Here is an 18,492-nt window from a genome sequence, read left to right as displayed (position 1 = left end):
CCCCCGGCCCGGGCCGGAGTTTGCGGGCGAGCCGCGCTTCTTGATGGAAGCGTGCTCGCCCGCCGCATGGGTGTCGCGTTACAGCCCTTGTTTGAGGCTGGCGATCAGGTATTCATCGATATCGCCGTCGAGCACCTTGTCGCAATCGCTGCGTTCGATGCTGGTACGCAGGTCCTTGATCCGCGAGGCGTCGAGCACGTACGAACGGATCTGGTGACCCCAGCCGATGTCCGACTTGGTGTCCTCCAGCGCCTGGGACGCCGCGTTGCGTTTCTGCACTTCCTGCTCGTACAGGCGGGCCCGCAGCATCTTCATCGCGGTGTCTTTGTTGGCGTGCTGGGAGCGCTCGTTCTGGCAGCTGACCACGGTGTTGGTCGGTACGTGGGTAATCCGTACCGCCGAGTCGGTGGTGTTGACGTGCTGACCACCGGCCCCGGAGGAACGGTAGGTGTCGATGCGCAGGTCCGCCGGGTTGATCTCGATCTCGATGTTGTCGTCGATTTCCGGCGAAACGAACACGGCCGAGAACGAGGTGTGGCGACGGTTGCCGGAGTCGAACGGGCTCTTGCGCACCAGGCGGTGCACGCCGATCTCGGTCCGCAGCCAGCCAAAGGCGTATTCGCCCTTGATGTGCACGGTGGCGCCCTTGATCCCGGCGACTTCACCGGCCGACAGTTCCATGATGGTGGCGTCGAAACCGCGCTTGTCAGCCCAGCGCAGGTACATGCGCAGCAGGATGTTGGCCCAGTCCTGGGCCTCGGTGCCGCCGGAACCGGCCTGGATGTCCAGGTAGGCGTTGTTCATGTCCATCTCGCCGCTGAACATGCGACGGAATTCCAGCTTGGCGAGGTTCTCGTCGAGGCGTGTCAGCTCGGCGACGACATCGCCGACTGCGCCTTCATCGTTCTCTTCGACAGCCATGTCCAGCAGGTCGCGGCAATCGGCCAGACCGCTGGACAACTCGTCCAGGGTCTCGACGATCTGCGCCAGCGCAGAACGCTCGCGGCCCAGCTCCTGGGCGTACGAAGGGTTGTTCCAGACATTCGGATCTTCAAGCTCGCGATTGACTTCGGTCAGGCGCTCATGCTTTTGATCGTAGTCAAAGATACCCCCGAATAGTTTCGGAGCGCTCGGACAGGTCCTTGATGGTGTTAAGGATCGGGTTGATTTCCATGGCGGGCAGCACTCGTTGGCGAACTTTTGAAAGCCGGCGAGTATAACGTAATCAAGCGCCAGCGGCAGCCCGCCTGGCGGCTTTAGGCATGAAACTCAGGGATATGGCTGAACACCGGCCCCGTGGCGAGGGAGCTTGCTCCCGCTGGGTTGCGCAGCAGCCCCAAAAGGAGCGACTCAACTCATCTGATACACCGAGCCGTCTGGTTTCAGGCCTGCTGCGCAGCCCAGCGGGAGCAAGCTCCCTCGCCACGAAAGCCACCTCGCCCAGCTGTATTATTCGACCCCCACCCGATTACGCCCATTGTGCTTGGCCAGGTACAGCCCCTTGTCCGCCGCCGAGATCAGTTGCCGGCAATCGCCACCTTGCTGCGGCGTGACGGTCGAGACACCAATGCTGATGGTCAGGTTCTCGCCGCCGTCGGGCGTGGTATGGGGGATTTTCAGGGCGACGACGCTCTGGCGCAGTTTCTCGGCCATCAACCGGGCACCGCCCGGCGAGGTGCCAGGCAGCACCAGGGCGAACTCTTCACCGCCGTAGCGGGCCGGCAAGTCGGACGGACGGCTGCACGCCTCGCGGATCGCCGTGGCGACCTTGCGCAGGGCTTCGTCGCCTTCCAGGTGACCGAAGTTGTCGTTGTAGGCCTTGAAGTAGTCCACGTCGATCATCAGCAGCGACAGTTGGCTCTGGTCGCGCATCGCCCGGCGCCATTCCAGCTCCAGGTACTCATCGAAATGCCGGCGATTGGACAGCCCGGTCAGGCCGTCGGAGTTCATCAATCGTTGCAGCACCAGGTTGGTGTCGAGCAGTTGCTGCTGGCTGACTCGCAGTGCGCGATAGGCCGCGTCGCGCTGCAACAGCATCATGTAGGAACGCGAGTGATAGCGGATGCGCGCCACCAGTTCGATGTTGTCCGGCAGCTTGACCAGGTAGTCGTTGGCCCCGGCGGCGAACGCCGCGCTCTTGACCAGCGGGTCCTCCTTGGTGGACAGGACAATGATCGGGATATCGCGGGTGGCGGGATGGTTACGGTACTCGCGCACCAGGCTCAGGCCATCCAGGCCGGGCATCACCAGGTCCTGAAGAATCACCGTCGGCTTGATGCGAATCGCTTGGGCAATGGCCTGGTGGGGATCGGAGCAGAAATGGAAGTCGATGTTTTCTTCATTCGATAGCCCGCGCCGCACCGCTTCGCCGATCATCGCCTGATCGTCGACGAGCAAGACCATGGCGGCGTTCTCATCGCGCTTGAAATCGTCGAGCTGCAGATCATTCATGATGGCCTACCTGGGTACGGCCTGGGGCAAGGCTCGCGGGGTTCTTCATGGGGTCACAATCTCCAACAGCCGTGGCGCGATGGCGTCCAGGGCAAGAATATGGACGGCGGCATCGATGGCGGCCGCTGCTTTGGGCATGCCGTACACCGCGCTGCTGCGCTGGTCCTGAGCGATGGTCACATAGCCCTGCTGGCGCATGAGTTTAAGCCCTTGCGCACCGTCGCGGCCCATGCCGGTGAGCAGTACGCCCACCGCGTCACCGCTCCAGTACTGGGCGACACTTTCAAAAAACACGTCGATGGAGGGCCGGTAGATCTCGTTCACCGGCTCGGCGGTGTAGGCCAGGGTGCCGTCCTTCAACAAACGCAGGTGATGGTTGGTCCCGGCCAGCAACACCGTGCCACTTTGCGGCGTCTCGCCGTGCCGGGCCAGGCGCACCGTGTGACCCGACACACTGCCCAGCCACTCGGCCATGCCCGCGGCGAACACCTCATCCACATGCTGGACCAGCACGATCGCTGGGGCAAAGTCCCGCGGCAACGCCTTGAGCAGCACTTCCAGCGCCGCCGGCCCGCCCGCCGATGACCCGATGGCCACCAGGCTCTTGCGCGACACGGCCGCACGCTGCGCCGCGGGCGCGGGGCGCTCACGCTTGTTGCGCTCACCGATCAGCCAGCCGATGTTGGCGATCTTGCGCAGCAGCGGTGCAGCCGCGTCCGCCGGATTACCGACGCCCAGGGCCGGGGTATCGACCACATCCAGCGCGCCATGGCCCATGGCCTCGAACACCCGGTGGACGTTCTGCTGGCTGTCCCCGGTGACTATCACGATAGCGCAGGGGCTGTCGGCCATGATCCGCCGGGTGGCCTCCACCCCGTCCATGATCGGCATGAACAGGTCCATCAGGATCAGGTCCGGGGTGTATTCGGCGCAACGCTGCACCGCCTCGGCCCCGTTGGCGGCCACCCAGACCAGTTGATGCGCAGGCTCGAACGCCAGGGCGCGACGCAGGGCCTCGACCGCCAGGGGCATGTCATTGACGATGGCGATCTTCAAGCGCGGGCCCCTCCGATCAATTCAACCACGGCGTCGAGCAAGGCGTCGTCGTGGAAACTCGCCTTGGCCAAATAATAGTCGGCGCCGGCGTCGAGGCCACGGCGACGATCTTCTTCGCGATCCTTGTAGGACACCACCATCACCGGCAGCGACTGCAAGCGGTTGTCGCGCCGCAATAGCGATACCAGCTCGATACCGTCCATGCGCGGCATGTCGATATCGGTGATCAGCAAGTCGAAATCCTCTGAGCGCAATGCATTCCAACCATCCATGCCATCCACCGCCACCGCCACGTCGTAGCCGCGATTGAGCAGCAACTTGCGTTGCAGCTCGCGCACGGTCAGGGAATCGTCCACCACCAGGATCCGCTTGCGCGGGGCCTGGGCCTGGTCCTGCCGAGCGATGCGCTCCAGGCGCCCGGTATCGAGCAATTTTTCCACCGAGCGCAGCAGGTCTTCGACATCGATAATCAACACCACCGAACCATCGTCGAGCAGGGCCCCGGCGGAAATGTCCTGGACCTTGCCCAGGCGTTCGTCCAGGGGCAGGACGACCAGGGTTCGCTCGCCGATGAACCGCTCCACCGCCACCCCGTAGATCGTCTCGCGCTCGCGGATCACCACGACCTTGAGGGTCTGGCCGCCGTTCTGCGTCGGCGGGCGATTGAGCAACTGGCTGGCGGCGACCAAGCCGATATGCCGGCCTTCGTGCCAGAAATGCTGACGCCCTTCGACCTGGACGATATCTTCCGGCGCCAGGTCGCACATGCGTTCGATGTGGACCAGGGGGAAGGCATACGCCTCATTGCCGACTTCCACCACCAGACTGCGCACCACCGACAGCGTCAACGGCACCTCGAGATGGAAACGACTGCCCTCGCCCGCCGTCTGCTCCAGCACCACCGCCCCGCGCAACTGCCGGACCATATGCTGGACCGCGTCCAGGCCGACGCCGCGCCCGGACACTTCGGTGACTTTGTCGCGCAGGCTGAAACCAGGCAGGAACAGAAAGGTGAGCAGTTCCTCCTCGCTCAGACTGGCGACGGTTTGCTCGGGAGAAAGACCGCGCTCGACAATGCTGCGGCGCACCCGCTCCAGGTCTACCCCGGCACCGTCGTCCGCCAACTCCAAGACCAGCAGACCAGCCTGATGAGAGGCGCGCAGGCGGATCAGGCCTTCGGCGGGCTTGCCGGCCAGTATCCGTTGCTCCGGGGCTTCGATGCCGTGGTCCACGGCGTTGCGCAGCAAGTGGGTCAGTGGCGCTTCGAGCTTTTCCAGCACATCGCGGTCGACCTGGGTTTTCTCACCTTCGATCTCCAGGCGCACCTGCTTGCCCAGGCTGCGGCCCAGGTCACGGACCATACGTACCTGCCCCGACAGCACATCGGCGAACGGCCGCATGCGACAGGCCAGCGCCGTGTCGTACAGCACCTGCGCCCGTTGACTGGCCTGCCAGGCGAACTCATCCAGCTCGACGGTTTTCTGCGCCAGCAACTGCTGGGTCTCGGCGAGCAAGCGGCGTGCATCGCCAAGGGCTTCCTGGGCCTGGAGGCTCAGGGCATGGTCCTTGAGGTGCACGTTCAGCTCTTCAAGGGCGCGCAAGCCAGTGCCTTGCTGGCGCTTGAGCCGTTGCAGCGTCGCCAGCCAGGGCTTGAGGCGCTGGGTCTCGACCAAGGACTTGCTCGACAGGTCGAGCAAACTGTTGAGGCGTTCGGCCGTGACCCGCAAGACCCGCTCGCCGCCTTCAGTGACCCGTTTATTCTTCGGAACCGGCTCCGGTGCCGCGAACGGCTCCGGAACGAGCAGCTCGACACTGATGGGGTCGACAGGCACCTCGATGCTTTTCGGTACCGGCGCCGGCATTGGTGCAGCGTTGGGGTCGAGCAAACGCCCCATCAACGCCACATAGGCGTCGATGTCCGGGGCGCCGACGTTGTTGCCCGGCGTGGCGATGCGCGTCAGCAGGTCAGTGCCTTGCAGCAAGGCATCGATGTGCTCGGCCCCCAGCACCAGGCGCCGCTCCTGGGCACCGACCAGGCAATCCTCCATGACGTGGGCCACGCTGACACCGGCGTCCACCCCGACGATCCGTGCCGCGCCCTTGAGGGAATGCGCCGCGCGCATGCACGACTCGAGGTAGTCGGCCTGGGTCGGATCGCGCTCCAAGGCCAGCAAGCCGGTGCTCAGCACCTGGACCTGGGCTTCGGCTTCCAGGCTGAACAGTTCCAGCAATGAGGCGTCGCGCATCTGGTCAGGGGTCATGACAGGCTCCGGGCCACGGCGGACAGCAGCTGTTCTTCATCCAGCCAACGCAGGCTGCGGCCTTTGTAGGGCAACACGCCACGGGTGTACTTGCCCGCCGACGGCGAAGCGCTCGCCAGGATGCGTTCATCGATGGCATGGATGCCGTCCACCTCATCCACCGGCACCACCACCGGCCCGCCCTTGGCCGCGACAATCAACATGCGCGGCATGACCCGTGTACCGGCAACCGCCGCGCCGGGCTCCAGGTCCAACAGCTCCACCAGCGACAGGCAGGCCACCAGTGCCCCGCGCACATTCGCCACGCCCAGCAAGGCCCGTGAGCGTTGGTGGGGCAACGAGTGGATAGGCTGCAACGGTGCCACTTCCACCAGGCTGCGCGTCGTCAGGCCCAGCCATTCCTCGCCGAGACGGAACATCAGCAGCGAGCGTGTGACCACCTCGTTGTCCACCGGAGCCAGGGACAAGTCCCGTTGATCCTGCGGCAAGGTGTAACGGTCGAGCAGCCGGGTGGCGGCCGCCGAATACACCGCGCAATTGCGGCAGTGGATATGCTCGACCAACAATGGACAGGATTTATCGCCATGCACCCCGATGCGGTTCCAGCAATCATCGATTGCCCGGGCATCGTCATGGGTGACGTTGTAAGAAGCCGAACCGCTCATCGTTTGTGCTCACTGTCTGCCGTGCGCCCGCTACGGGCGGCGCGTTCCTGCAATCGACGGGCTCCGGCCGCGTCTCCCTGGGAAGCCAGCAGCGCCGCCAGATGCACCAGGGCCTCGGCGTGTTGCGGTTCAAGATAAAGCGCCTTGCGATAAAAACCCTGGGCTTCAAGCGCGCTGCCGGCCATGTCGCTGAGCAGACCCAACCAGTAGAACACCTGGGCGTTCGGCGCATGGCTGCGCAAATACTCTTCGCACGCCCCACGGGCCTCGGCGCTTTTGCCACCGTTGGCCAGGGCGGCGATATTAGCCAGCAAGGTCGCGGCGTCGCTGCTCTTGGGTGGGGCAATCGGCGTGACGCTCGCGGCAAACGGCCGCGGCCGAATCACCGGCGCAACGACCCGGGGCGGCGGCTGACGAATCGGCAACGGCGGCGGCATCAACGCCGGCACCGGTTGAGGCTCCACAGCCCCGTGGCGACTGAAGGCGAACGATTGGGCTATCCCGATCGAGCGCATGCCCAGGCGTCCCAGCAAGCTGCCCTCGGCGGGGCCGATAAACAGCACGCCGTCCTGATGGGTCAGGCGCTTGAGCACTTGGAACACCTGCTGCTGGGTCGGCTGGTCGAAATAGATCAGCAAGTTGCGACAGAACACAAAATCGTAAGGTGCCTCGTGCACCAGCAAGGCCGGATCCAGCAGGTTGCCCACCTGCAAGCGCACCTGTTCACGTACTCGTTCGCTGAGGCGGTAACCCTCGTCTGCGACGTCGAAATGCCGTTCGCGAAAAACCAGGTCGGCGCCACGGAAGGAGTTTTTGCCGTAGCGCGCGTCCTTGGCCCGCGCCACCGACAGCGGGCTGACGTCCAGGCCGTCGACCTTGAACTGATGCGGCCCCAGGCCCGCGTCGAGCAGAGCCATGGCAATGGAATAAGGCTCTTCGCCCGTGGAGCACGGCAAGCTGAGGATGCGCAGCGCACGCAGGTACTTGATCTCGGCCAGGCGCTTGACGGCCAGCCTGGCGAGGGTCGCGAAGGATTCCGGATAGCGGAAGAACCAGGTCTCCGGGACGATCACCGCTTCGATCAGCGCCTGCTGCTCCGGGGCCGAATGCTGCAGGGCCTGCCAATACTCATCGGCGGTTCGCCCGGGCACGGCACTGATCCGTTGGCGCACGGCCCGCTCGATGATCGCGGTGCCGACGGAGGTCACATCGAGGCCGATGCGTTCCTTGAGAAAATCGAAAAAACGTTGATCGTTGTTCATGGCGTTGCCCCGAGGTCGTCGAGGCCCAGCGGCGGCGCAGGAAACAGCAGCGCCCGAACGGATTCGTCGAGCAGGTCATTGACCCGCACCCATTGCAGCAATCCGTGGGCATCCTCGCGTACGGGGCCGAGGTACGGGGCCTGCCGATTGTCCAGGCCATAGGGTTTGAAATCGGCCGGATCACAACGCACGGTGTCGGTCGCCTGTTCCAGGATCAATCCCAGCACTTGCCCGGCTTGTTGCCCATCGCTTCGATAACGCACCAGCACCAGCCGCGTACTGGTTCGGGCCTCGGCATTCTGGCCGAACGTCAGGGCGCACAGGTCGATCACCGGCACCATCGTGCCGCGCCAGGCAAACACCCCCGCCACCCAGGACGGCGCCCGGGCAATCGGCTTGAGGGGCAAGCGCGGCAGCACCTCCACCACATCGATGGCCTGCAGGGCGTACCGTTCGTTGTCGATACTGAACACCAGGAACAACGACTGGCGGGCCGTCGGTGCAGCGCCACGCCGGGTATCGAGTTCGCCCATCAGACTTTGAAACGCGAGACGCCGCTGCGCAGCCCCACGGCGACCTGGCTCAGTTCGTCGATGGCGGAACTGGCCTGGCGCAGGGACTCAACGGTCTGGCTGCTGGCATCGCCCAGTTGCACCAAGGCGTGATTGATCTGCTCCGCGCCGGTGGCCTGGGCCTGCATGCCTTCGTTGACCATCAACACCCGCGGCGCCAGGGCCTGGACCTGATGGATGATCTGCGACAGTTGCTCGCCGATCTGCTGCACTTCGGCCATGCCCCTGCGCACTTCTTCGGAGAACTTGTCCATGCCCATCACACCGGCCGACACCGCGGACTGGATCTCGCGCACCATCTGCTCGATGTCATAGGTCGCCACGGCGGTCTGGTCGGCCAGGCGCCGCACTTCCGTGGCCACCACAGCGAAACCGCGCCCGTACTCACCGGCCTTCTCGGCCTCGATGGCCGCGTTAAGGGATAGCAGGTTGGTCTGGTCGGCCACTTTGACGATGGTCACCACCACTTGGTTGATGTTGCCGGCCTTCTCGTTAAGGATCGCCAGCTTGGCGTTCACCAGGTCAGCGGCGCCCATCACCGAATGCATGGTTTCCTCCATGCGCGCCAGGCCTTGCTGGCCGGAGCCGGCGGCCACCGAAGCCTGGTCGGCGGCGGTGGAAACTTCGGTCATGGTGCGCACCAGGTCCCGGGAGGTGGCGGCGATTTCCCGGGACGTCGCGCCGATCTCGGTGGTGGTGGCGGCGGTTTCGGTGGCCGTGGCCTGCTGCTGGCGCGAGGTGGCGGCGATCTCGGTGACCGAAGTGGTGACCTGCACGGAAGAGCGCTGCGCCTGGGACACCAGCGAGGTCAGTTCGGCCATCATGTCGTTGAAGCCGGTTTCCACCGCGCCGAATTCATCTTTGCGCGCCAGGTTCAGGCGCCCGCTCAGGTCGCCGCTGCGCATGATCGCAAGGATCTCGACGATGCGGTTCATCGGCGCCATGATCGCTCGCATCAACAACAGCCCGCACAGTACGGCGACGGTCAGCGCAACCAGGAACGACAGGCCCATGGCGACCTTGGCCGCCGTCACCGCATCGCCAATGGTCTGGGTAGCGCTTTCCGCCAGCTCGCGATTACGCTCAATGATCTGATTCAAATGCCCGCGACCACCGATCCATGCGGGCGTCAGGTCTTTCTCCAGCGCCAGCCGTGCCCCCTCGTAGTCCTTGCGCTGGTACAAGTCCAGGACCTTTGCCACCGCCTGATTGAACGCCAGGTGGAAGGCCTCGAACTCGTCGAACGAGGCTTGGTCGGCCGGGTTCTGGATCAACTTCTGGTAGTTCTGTATCTCTTCGCGCAGGTGCTGCTCGAAACCCTGGTAGCGGGCCTTGTCCTCGGCGGTGATTTCCCGGTTGCCCGAGAGGCCGACGATTTGCTGGGTCAGGACGTAACTGTCGACCCAGCCACCGCGGATCATAGAACTGAAGTACACCCCTGGCACCGCATCGGTCCGGACCTTTTCGCCACTGTCCTGGATCTTCAACAACCGTGAAGACGAGACAACCACCATCAGCAGCATAATGGCGATAATCACCGCAAAACTCGCCAGGATGCGTTGGCGCAATGTCCAATTCTTCACAATAAAACCTCGGGCATTTGAAATGCTGGGGAGTATAGCCGAGGGCGGCGTGGCGTCTGTATGGCGGCGTGGGAGGATTGCTCGCAATGGAGTGCATCCCTATGGGAACGAGCTTGCTCGCGATAGCGATGTATCAGTCAAAAACGCTGTGACTGACCGGGTGCCATCGCGAGCAAGCTCGCTCCCACAGGGAATAGCGTTGGACACAGAACTGCCAAACACCCCAAAACCACTGTGGGAGCGAGCTTGCTCGCGATAGCGATGTATCAGTCAAAAACGCTGTGACTGACCGGGCGCATCGCGAGCAAGCTCGCTCCCACAGGGAATAGCGTTGGACACAGGACTGCCAAACACCCCAAAACCACTGTGGAAGCGAGCTTGCTCGCGATAGCGGTGTATCAGTCAAAAATGCTGTGACTGACCGGGTGCCTTCGCGAGCAAGCTCGCTCCCACAGGGGATAGCATTGGACACAGGACTGCCAAACACCCCAAAACCATTGTGGGAGCGAGCTTGCTCGCGATAGCGGTGTATCAGTCAAATATACTGTGACTGACCGGGTGCCATCGCGAGCAAGCTCGCTCCCACAGGGAATAGCGTTGGACACAGGACTGCCACCCCCCAAAACCATTGTGGGAGCGAGCTTGCTCGCGATAGCGGTGTATCAGTCAAAAACGCTGTGACTGACCGGGCGCATCGCGAGCAAGCTCGCTCCCACAGGGGATAGCATTGGACACAGGACTGCCAAACACCCCAAAACCACTGTGGGAGCGAGCTTGCTCGCGATAGCGGTGTATCAGTCAAAAATGCTGTGACTGACCGGGTGCCATCGCGAGCAAGCTCGCTCCCACAGGGAATAGCATTGGGGCTGTTTTAGGCAGTCGCCTGGCGCACCTGTTTTTCCAATTCAACCTTCAGCCCCGGCTCCAGCTTGAGTTGGCGCGCCAGTTCGTCGAGGTAGGACTTCTCCATGAAGTTTTCCTCGTCCACCAACATCACACTGGCGATGTACATTTCCGCGGCTATTTCCGGGGTGCTGGCGGCGCGGGCGACGTCGGTGGGGTCCAGGGGTTTGTTGAGTTCGGCGTGCAGCCAGTGTTGCAGCTCCTGGTCGTTGTCGAGCTTGGTGAATTCACCTTCGATCAACTGCCGCTCCCGTTCGTCCACATGACCGTCGGCCTTGGCCGCCGCCACCAGGGCCTTGAGGATCGCCTGGCTATGCTGTTCGACCTGCGCCGGGGGCACGCGGTCGAGGGTCTGCGGTTCGGTTTTAGGCGCGGTGCCCTGTTGGGCCTGCCAATTGCCATAGGCTTTGTAGGCGATCACGCCCAAGGCAGCCAGGCCACCGTAGGCCAGGGCCTTGCCACCGAAGCTGCGAGCTTTCTTGTTGCCCAGCAACAGGCCCATGGCCCCAGCGGCCAGGGCCCCGCCGCCCGCACCGGAAAGCATCCCGCCCAGGTTGCCAGAGCCGCCGAGCAACCCGCCCAGGCCGCCGGACGACTTGCCCTGTGAGCCGCCAGCCTTGTTCTGCAACATTTCCTGGCCGGACTTGAGAAGCTGATCGAGCAATCCACGGGTGTTCATTTGTTGCCTCCACATTGTCGGGTCAACGTAAGGCCCCCAGCCTAGATCGAAAGTGCCCTGACGCCGCAGGCGAGATTGCTTCCAGATGTTGCCTGGCTCATCCGAAGACACACTCACCTACCTTTCTAAAAAAACGATATACACTCCAGCACATCGATAAAAATCAGCCACCGGGTACACACCCATGATGACCCTGCGCCAGATCCGCCACTTCATCGCCGTGGCTGAAACCGGTTCTATCTCCGCGGCTGCGCAAACCGCCTTCATTTCCCAGTCCACCCTGACCTTGGCGATCCAGCAACTGGAGCAGGACATCGGCGTCAGCCTGTTCAGCCGCCACGCCAAGGGCATGACCCTGACCCACCAGGGCCATCAATTCCTGCGCCAGGCCCATTTGATCCTGGCCACCGTCGACAACGCCAAGCGCAGCCTGCAACAAAGCACCGATCAGGTGGCCGGCCAAGTCACCATTGGCGTCACCAGCCTGGTCGCCGGCTATTACCTGGCCGACCTGCTCACCCGTTTCCAGCGTGCCTACCCCAACGTGGAGATCCGCGTGATGGAGGACGAACGGCCGTACATCGAGCATTTGCTGGTCAGCGGCGAAATCGATGTCGGGGTGCTGATCCTGTCCAACCTGGAAGACCGCCACGCCTTGCAGACCGAAGTCCTGACCCATTCGCCACACCGCTTGTGGTTGCCGGCACAGCACCCACTGCTGGAACACGACAGCATCAACCTGGCCGACGTGGCCCGCGAACCGCTGATCCAGCTGAACGTCGATGAAATGGACCGCAACGCCCAACGCCTGTGGCGCGGCGCCGGCCTGCAACCGAGGGTCACCCTGCGCACCGCCTCGACCGAAGCGGTGCGCAGCCTGGTGGCGGCAGGATTGGGCGTGTCGATCCAGCCGGACATGACTTACCGGCCCTGGTCGCTGGAAGGCGACATCATCGAAGCCCGACCGATCGCAGACCTCAACCAGACCCTCGACGTAGGCCTGGCCTGGCGCCGGGGCACGGCGCGACCGGCATCGGTCGACCCGTTCCTGGCCGTCGCCCGGGAACAACCTCATGGCGGGCGCAAGCCATCTATTTAATCGAATGCAGCCTTGAGTATTTCGAATTTGTCGGCCTTGAGGCTGAGCACTAGTCTTGCTGCATCACCACGACCCCTTGTGGGAGCGAGCTTGCTCGCGATGGCGGAGTGTCAGCAAAGCATTTGTCGACGGATAGACCGTCATCGCGAGCAAGCTCGCTCCCACAGGTTCTGTGTTTCAATCGAAAAAAGAGAAATCGGACATGGCTGGCACGCAAACCCCGTTGTGCACCGCGTTGCTGATCGACGGAGAGTTCGTTGCCGGTGAAGGCCTTGTCGAGCCGATCCTCAACCCGGCCACTGGTGAGGTGGTGGCTCACATCGCCGAGGCCAGCACCGAACAGGTGGAAGCCGCGATCCTCGCCGCCCATCGCGCCTTCGACGGCTGGGCGCGCACCACGCCGCAACAACGCTCGAACCTGTTGCTGGATATCGCCAGCGCCATCGAAAAGAACGCCGATGAGCTGGCCCGCCTCGAATCCCTGAACTGCGGCAAGCCGCTGCATCTGGCGCGCCAGGATGACCTGAGCGCCACGGTGGATGTCTTTCGTTTCTTCGCCGGCGCCGTGCGCTGCCAGACCGGCCAGCTCAGTGGCGAATACCTGCCCGGCTACACCAGCATGGTGCGCCGCGACCCGCTTGGCGTGGTGGCGTCCATCGCGCCGTGGAATTACCCGATCATGATGGCCGCCTGGAAAATCGCCCCAGCCCTGGCCGCCGGCAATACGCTGGTGTTCAAGCCCTCGGAACACACGCCGCTGTCGATCCTGGCCCTGGCGCCGGCACTGGCCAGGATCCTGCCGCGAGGCGTCATCAATATCATTTGCGGGGGCGGCGAAGGTGTGGGCAGCCATCTGGTCAGCCACCCGAAAGTGCGCATGGTCTCGCTGACCGGCGACATCGTCACCGGGCAGAAGATCCTCCAGGCGGCGGCGAAAACCCTCAAGCGCACGCACTTGGAACTGGGCGGCAAGGCGCCAGTGATTGTGTGCAACGACGCCAACATCCAGGCCGTGGTCGAAGGCGTGCGCACCTACGGCTATTACAACGCCGGGCAGGATTGCACCGCAGCCTGCCGGATCTACGCCCAGGACGGGATTCACGACCGCCTGGTGGCCGAGCTCGGCGCAGCGGTCAGCAGCCTGCGCTTTGCCGGCAAGCGCGACACCGACAATGAGATCGGTCCGCTAATCAGCACCCGCCAGCGCGATCGCGTGGCCAGCTTTGTCGAGCGTGCACTCGGCCAGCCGCACATCGAACGCATCACTGGCGCGGCGGTGCATTCCGGCGCCGGTTTCTATTACCAACCCACGCTGCTGGCCGGCTGCAAGCAAAGCGATGAAATCGTCCAGCGCGAGGTGTTCGGCCCGGTCGTCACCGTGACCCGCTTCGACGAACTCAGCCAGGCGGTGGACTGGGCCAACGACTCCGAATACGGCCTGGCCTCCTCGGTGTGGACGCAAAACCTGGACAAGGCCATGCAGGTGGCGGCGCGGCTTCAATACGGCTGCACCTGGATCAACAGCCATTTCATGCTGGTCAGCGAAATGCCCCATGGCGGCCTGAAACGTTCGGGTTACGGGAAAGACCTGTCCAGCGATTCGCTCCAGGACTACAGCGTGGTGCGCCACATCATGGCCCGCCACGGCCAGCATCTGTAGCCAATAGCACTACTCTAATAACAGGCCAACCATGGCGTTTCACCCGCTTCGAACACTGCCCCGACCATAATTAAAGCAAGAGGGATTTCCATGTACGCGCACAAGACCGTATTGCTCAGTGCTCTCACCACGGCGCTGCTGACCAGCGTCAGTCTCCAGGCCGCCGAACCGCTCAAGGCCATTGGCGCTGGCGAAGGTCAACTGGATATCGTTGCCTGGCCGGGTTACATCGAACGCGGCGAAAGCGACAAGGCCTACGACTGGGTCAGCGGTTTCGAGAAAGAAACCGGCTGCAAGGTCAATGTGAAAACCGCCGCCACGTCCGACGAAATGGTCAGCCTGATGACCAAGGGCGGCTATGACCTGGTCACCGCCTCCGGCGACGCCTCGTTGCGGCTGATTGCCGGCAAGCGCGTGCAGCCGATCAACACCGCGCTGATCGCCAACTGGAAGAATCTCGACCCGCGTCTGAAGGATGCGCCGTGGTACGTGGTCAACCAGCAGACCTATGGCACCCCGTACCAATGGGGCCCGAATGTGCTGATGTACAACACCGACGTGTTCAAGCAGGCGCCCACCAGTTGGAGCGTGCTGTTCAACGCCCAGGACCTGCCTGACGGCAAGCCGAACAAGGGGCGCGTGCAAGCCTACGACGGCCCGATCTACATCGCCGACGCGGCCCTGTACCTCAAGACCGCCAAGCCTGAGCTGGGCATCAAGGACCCGTACCAGCTCGACGAAGCGCAATACAAGGCCGTGCTGGAATTACTCAGGGCTCAGCAGCCGTTGATCCACCGCTACTGGCACGACACCACTGTGCAGATGAGCGACTTCAAGAACGAAGGCGTGGTGGCGTCCGGTGCCTGGCCGTATCAGGTCAACGGCCTGATGAACGAGAAGCAACCGATCGCCTCGACCATTCCGAAAGAAGGCGCCACCGGCTGGGCCGATACGACAATGCTCCACGCCGAGGCCAAGCATCCCAACTGCGCGTACAAATGGATGGACTGGTCGCTGCAACCGAAAGTCCAAGGGGACGTGGCCGCGTGGTTCGGTTCCTTGCCTGCGGTGCCGGCAGCATGCAAGGGCAGCGAACTGCTGGGCGCCGAAGGCTGCAAGACCAACGGCTTCGATCAGTTCGACAAGATCGCCTTCTGGAAAACCCCACAGGCCGAGGGTGGCAAGTTCGTGCCGTACAGCCGCTGGACCCAGGACTACATTGCGATCATGGGTGGGCGGTAAGTCCCTTTAGTCGCATGAACATAGCAGATGAACATCTGCTCTTGTGGCGAGGGGATTTATCCCCGTTGGGGCGCGAAGCGCCCCCAAAACTGACGCCTCTGACTATCAGGCAGACTGAGTCGACTGCTTTGGGGCTGCTTCGCAGCCCAGCGGGGATAAATCCCCTCGCCACAGGTCCGTGCCCGACAATCCAGCCATGACTCAATAGAAGTCGCGCTTTTTGGAGCCCCGCACCATGACGCTTGCAGTCCAGTTCACCCAGGTATCCCGTCAGTTCGGCGATGTGAAAGCCGTTGACCGGGTCTCCATTGATATCCAGGACGGCGAGTTCTTTTCCATGCTGGGCCCGTCCGGCTCAGGCAAGACCACCTGCCTGCGGCTGATCGCCGGGTTCGAGCAACCCAGTGCCGGCTCGATTCGTATCCACGGCGAAGAAGCCACCGGGCTCGCGCCGTACCAGCGGGACGTCAATACCGTTTTCCAGGATTACGCCCTCTTCCCCCACATGAACGTGCGCGACAACGTGGCCTACGGCTTGAAAGTCAAAGGCGTCGCCAAGGCCGAGCGCATCCAGCGCGCCAACGAAGCCCTGGAGATGGTGGCCTTGGGTGGCTATGGCGAACGCAAGCCGGTGCAGCTCTCCGGCGGCCAGCGCCAACGCGTGGCCCTGGCCCGGGCGCTGGTCAACCGTCCGCGGGTGTTGTTGCTCGATGAACCCTTGGGCGCCCTGGACCTGAAGCTGCGTGAACAGATGCAGGGCGAGTTGAAGAAGCTGCAACGCCAGTTGGGCATCACCTTCATTTTCGTCACCCACGACCAGACCGAAGCGCTGTCGATGTCCGACCGCGTGGCGGTGTTCAACAAGGGGCGCATCGAACAGGTCGACACCCCACGCAACCTGTACATGAAACCGGCGACCACCTTCGTCGCCGAATTCGTCGGCACCTCCAACGTGATTCGTGGCGAACTGGCCCGGGAACTGAGCGGTTATCCACAGCCGTTCTCGATCCGCCCGGAACACGTGCGTTTCGCCGAGGGCCCGTTGGCCAGCGGTGAGATCGAGGTCCACGGCCTGCTGCACGACATCCAGTACCAGGGCAGCGCCACACGCTACGAGTTGAAACTTGCCAACGGCCAGACCCTGAACCTCAGCCAGGCCAACACCCAATGGCTCGACAACGCAGCCCAGCACCAGACCGGCCAGCACCTCAGCGTTCGCTGGGCCCGTGAGGCGATGGTCGCGCTGCACGACACCGTCAGTGGCGAGGTGTGAGATGAACACCCTGGCCATCACCCAAGCGCCTGCGCCCGGTTCGCCGCTGCGGCGCTTTGCCAACCTGCTGTACCGACGGCCCAACCTGTACCTGTCGATGTTGCTGGTGCCGCCGCTGCTCTGGTTCGGCGCGATCTACCTCGGCTCGCTGCTGACGTTGCTGTGGCAAGGTTTCTACACGTTCGATGACTTCACCATGGCGGTCACGCCGGACCTGACCCTGGCGAACTTCGCGGCGCTGTTCCAGCCCTCGAACTTCGACATCATTTTGCGCACCCTGAGCATGGCGATTGCCGTGTCCATCGCCAGCGCCATCGTCGCGTTCCCCATCGCCTACTACATGGCGCGCTACACCCGCGGCAAGACCAAGGCATTTTTCTACATCGCGGTGATGCTGCCGATGTGGGCCAGCTATATCGTCAAGGCCTACGCCTGGACGCTGCTGCTGGCCAAGGGCGGCGTGGCGCAGTGGTTCGTCCAGCACCTGGGCCTGGGGCCGGTGCTGCAGTTCGTGCTGGGGATCCCGGGCGTGGGTGGCAGCACCTTGTCCACCTCGCACCTGGGGCGTTTCCTGGTGTTCGTCTACATCTGGCTGCCGTTCATGATCCTGCCGATCCAGGCGTCCCTGGAGCGCCTGCCGCCCTCGCTGCTGCAAGCCTCGGCGGACCTGGGCGCCAGGCCACGCCAGACGTTCACGCAGGTGATCCTGCCGCTGTCGATCCCGGGCATTGCCGCCGGCTCGATCTTCACCTTCTCGCTGACCCTGGGGGATTTCATCGTGCCCCAGTTGGTGGGCCCGCCGGGTTACTTCGTCGGCAGCATGGTCTACGCCCAGCAAGGCGCCATCGGCAACATGCCCATGGCCGCGGCGTTCACGCTGGTGCCTATCGTGCTGATCGCGGTCTATCTATCCATCGTCAAGCGACTGGGAGCTTTCGATGCGCTCTGACTCTCAAGACCGAGCCTCGTGGGGCTTGCGGATCGCGGCGTGGGGCGGGCTGGTGTTCCTGCATTTCCCGATCCTGATCATCTTCCTCTACGCCTTCAACACCGAGGACGCGGCCTTCAGTTTCCCACCCAAGGGCCTGACCCTGAAGTGGTTCAGCGTCGCCTTCTCGCGCCCGGATGTGCTGGAGGCGATCAAGCTGTCGTTGCAGATCGCGGCCATCGCCACGCTGATCGCCATGGTGCTCGGCACCCTGGCTTCGGCGGCGCTGTACCGCCGCGACTTCTTCGGCAAACAGGGCATTTCGCTGATGCTGATCCTGCCGATTGCCTTGCCGGGGATCATCACCGGCATTGCCCTGCTGGCAACCTTCAAGACCCTGGGCATCGAACCGGGGATGTTCACCATCGTCGTCGGCCACGCCACCTTCTGCGTGGTGATCGTCTACAACAACGTGATCGCCCGCCTGCGCCGCACCTCCCACAACCTGATCGAAGCGTCGATGGACCTGGGCGCCGACGGCTGGCAGACCTTTCGCTACATCATCCTGCCCAACCTGGGGTCGGCACTGCTGGCCGGCGGGATGCTGGCCTTCGCGCTGTCGTTCGACGAAATCATCGTCACCACCTTTACCGCTGGCCACGAACGCACCCTGCCGCTGTGGCTGCTCAACCAGCTCAGCCGCCCGCGCGACGTGCCGGTGACCAACGTGGTGGCGATGCTGGTGATGATGGTCACGATGTTGCCGATATTGGGCGCGTATTACCTGACCCGCGGGGGTGAGAGCGTGGCCGGTAGCGGCGGGAAATAAATGTCACGGTGGAACCGGATCTCCTGTGG

The 18,492-nt window shown here is 63.4% G+C and carries 15 protein-coding genes; 6 read left to right on the top strand and 9 right to left on the bottom strand.

Going from position 1 to position 18,492, the window contains the following annotated elements:
• Positions 1 to 78: 78 nt before the first annotated feature.
• The 9 genes from prfB to AB7M32_RS09765 form a co-directional block, all read right to left on the bottom strand.
• A protein-coding gene (gene prfB, locus AB7M32_RS09805; protein WP_095963568.1) for a peptide chain release factor 2 occupies positions 79 to 1,174 on the bottom strand; the annotation gives its coding sequence in 2 pieces (ribosomal slippage) (positions 79 to 1,101 and positions 1,103 to 1,174; 1,095 coding nt in all).
• A 275-nt stretch (positions 1,175 to 1,449) separates the two neighbouring features.
• Complete coding sequence (locus AB7M32_RS09800) at positions 1,450 to 2,451, bottom strand: diguanylate cyclase domain-containing protein (RefSeq protein WP_454249781.1); 1,002 nt, start codon at positions 2,449 to 2,451, stop codon at positions 1,450 to 1,452.
• A gap of 45 nt (positions 2,452 to 2,496) precedes the next feature.
• On the bottom strand, positions 2,497 to 3,507 hold the full coding sequence (gene cheB, locus AB7M32_RS09795) for a chemotaxis-specific protein-glutamate methyltransferase CheB (RefSeq protein ID WP_454249780.1): 1,011 nt from the start codon (positions 3,505 to 3,507) through the stop codon (positions 2,497 to 2,499).
• Positions 3,504 to 5,768 carry a response regulator gene (locus AB7M32_RS09790; RefSeq protein ID WP_454249779.1) on the bottom strand — a complete coding sequence of 755 codons (2,265 nt, stop codon included), beginning with the start codon at positions 5,766 to 5,768 and terminating at the stop codon, positions 3,504 to 3,506. The genes cheB and AB7M32_RS09790 overlap by 4 nt, the downstream gene beginning before the upstream one ends.
• On the bottom strand, positions 5,765 to 6,433 hold the full coding sequence (locus AB7M32_RS09785; RefSeq protein WP_072408204.1) for a chemotaxis protein CheW: 669 nt from the start codon (positions 6,431 to 6,433) through the stop codon (positions 5,765 to 5,767). Before AB7M32_RS09785 ends, AB7M32_RS09790 begins: the two co-directional genes overlap by 4 nt.
• Positions 6,430 to 7,695: a CheR family methyltransferase gene (locus AB7M32_RS09780; RefSeq protein ID WP_454249778.1), complete on the bottom strand. Its 1,266-nt coding sequence runs from the start codon at positions 7,693 to 7,695 to the stop codon at positions 6,430 to 6,432. Before AB7M32_RS09780 ends, AB7M32_RS09785 begins: the two co-directional genes overlap by 4 nt.
• Positions 7,692 to 8,228 (bottom strand): chemotaxis protein CheW, encoded by a 537-nt coding sequence (locus AB7M32_RS09775; RefSeq protein WP_454249777.1) that lies wholly within the window; start codon positions 8,226 to 8,228, stop codon positions 7,692 to 7,694. Before AB7M32_RS09775 ends, AB7M32_RS09780 begins: the two co-directional genes overlap by 4 nt.
• Positions 8,228 to 9,850, bottom strand: a complete 1,623-nt coding sequence (locus AB7M32_RS09770; protein WP_454249776.1) for a methyl-accepting chemotaxis protein — start codon at positions 9,848 to 9,850, stop codon at positions 8,228 to 8,230. Before AB7M32_RS09770 ends, AB7M32_RS09775 begins: the two co-directional genes overlap by 1 nt.
• Before the next feature lie 871 nt (positions 9,851 to 10,721).
• Entirely contained in the window at positions 10,722 to 11,432 is a 711-nt protein-coding gene (locus AB7M32_RS09765) for a tellurite resistance TerB family protein (RefSeq protein ID WP_060739037.1), read from the bottom strand.
• Positions 11,433 to 11,616: 184 nt separating this feature from the next.
• On the opposite strand from AB7M32_RS09765, the gene AB7M32_RS09760 reads away from it, so the two are divergent.
• From AB7M32_RS09760 to AB7M32_RS09735, 6 genes are all read left to right on the top strand, one after another.
• The gene (locus AB7M32_RS09760; RefSeq protein ID WP_092202279.1) at positions 11,617 to 12,531 is read left to right on the top strand and encodes a LysR family transcriptional regulator; all 915 of its coding nucleotides are present in this window, start codon (positions 11,617 to 11,619) and stop codon (positions 12,529 to 12,531) included.
• 202 nt (positions 12,532 to 12,733) lie between these two features.
• On the top strand, positions 12,734 to 14,191 hold the full coding sequence (locus AB7M32_RS09755) for a gamma-aminobutyraldehyde dehydrogenase (RefSeq protein ID WP_454249775.1): 1,458 nt from the start codon (positions 12,734 to 12,736) through the stop codon (positions 14,189 to 14,191).
• Positions 14,192 to 14,281: 90 nt separating this feature from the next.
• On the top strand, positions 14,282 to 15,433 hold the full coding sequence (gene ydcS / locus AB7M32_RS09750) for a putative ABC transporter substrate-binding protein YdcS (RefSeq protein WP_092202283.1): 1,152 nt from the start codon (positions 14,282 to 14,284) through the stop codon (positions 15,431 to 15,433).
• 235 nt (positions 15,434 to 15,668) lie between these two features.
• Positions 15,669 to 16,706, top strand: coding sequence for an ABC transporter ATP-binding protein (locus AB7M32_RS09745; RefSeq protein ID WP_454249774.1), 1,038 nt, complete (start codon positions 15,669 to 15,671; stop codon positions 16,704 to 16,706).
• 1 nt (position 16,707) lies between these two features.
• Positions 16,708 to 17,655 (top strand): ABC transporter permease, encoded by a 948-nt coding sequence (locus AB7M32_RS09740; RefSeq protein WP_072408186.1) that lies wholly within the window; start codon positions 16,708 to 16,710, stop codon positions 17,653 to 17,655.
• On the top strand, positions 17,645 to 18,463 hold the full coding sequence (locus tag AB7M32_RS09735) for an ABC transporter permease (RefSeq protein WP_454249773.1): 819 nt from the start codon (positions 17,645 to 17,647) through the stop codon (positions 18,461 to 18,463). The genes AB7M32_RS09740 and AB7M32_RS09735 overlap by 11 nt, the downstream gene beginning before the upstream one ends.
• Positions 18,464 to 18,492 lie beyond the last annotated feature (29 nt).

The organism is Pseudomonas sp. R151218B TE3479 (assembly GCF_053629195.1).
This window is presented reverse-complemented; position numbering and strand designations above follow the sequence as displayed.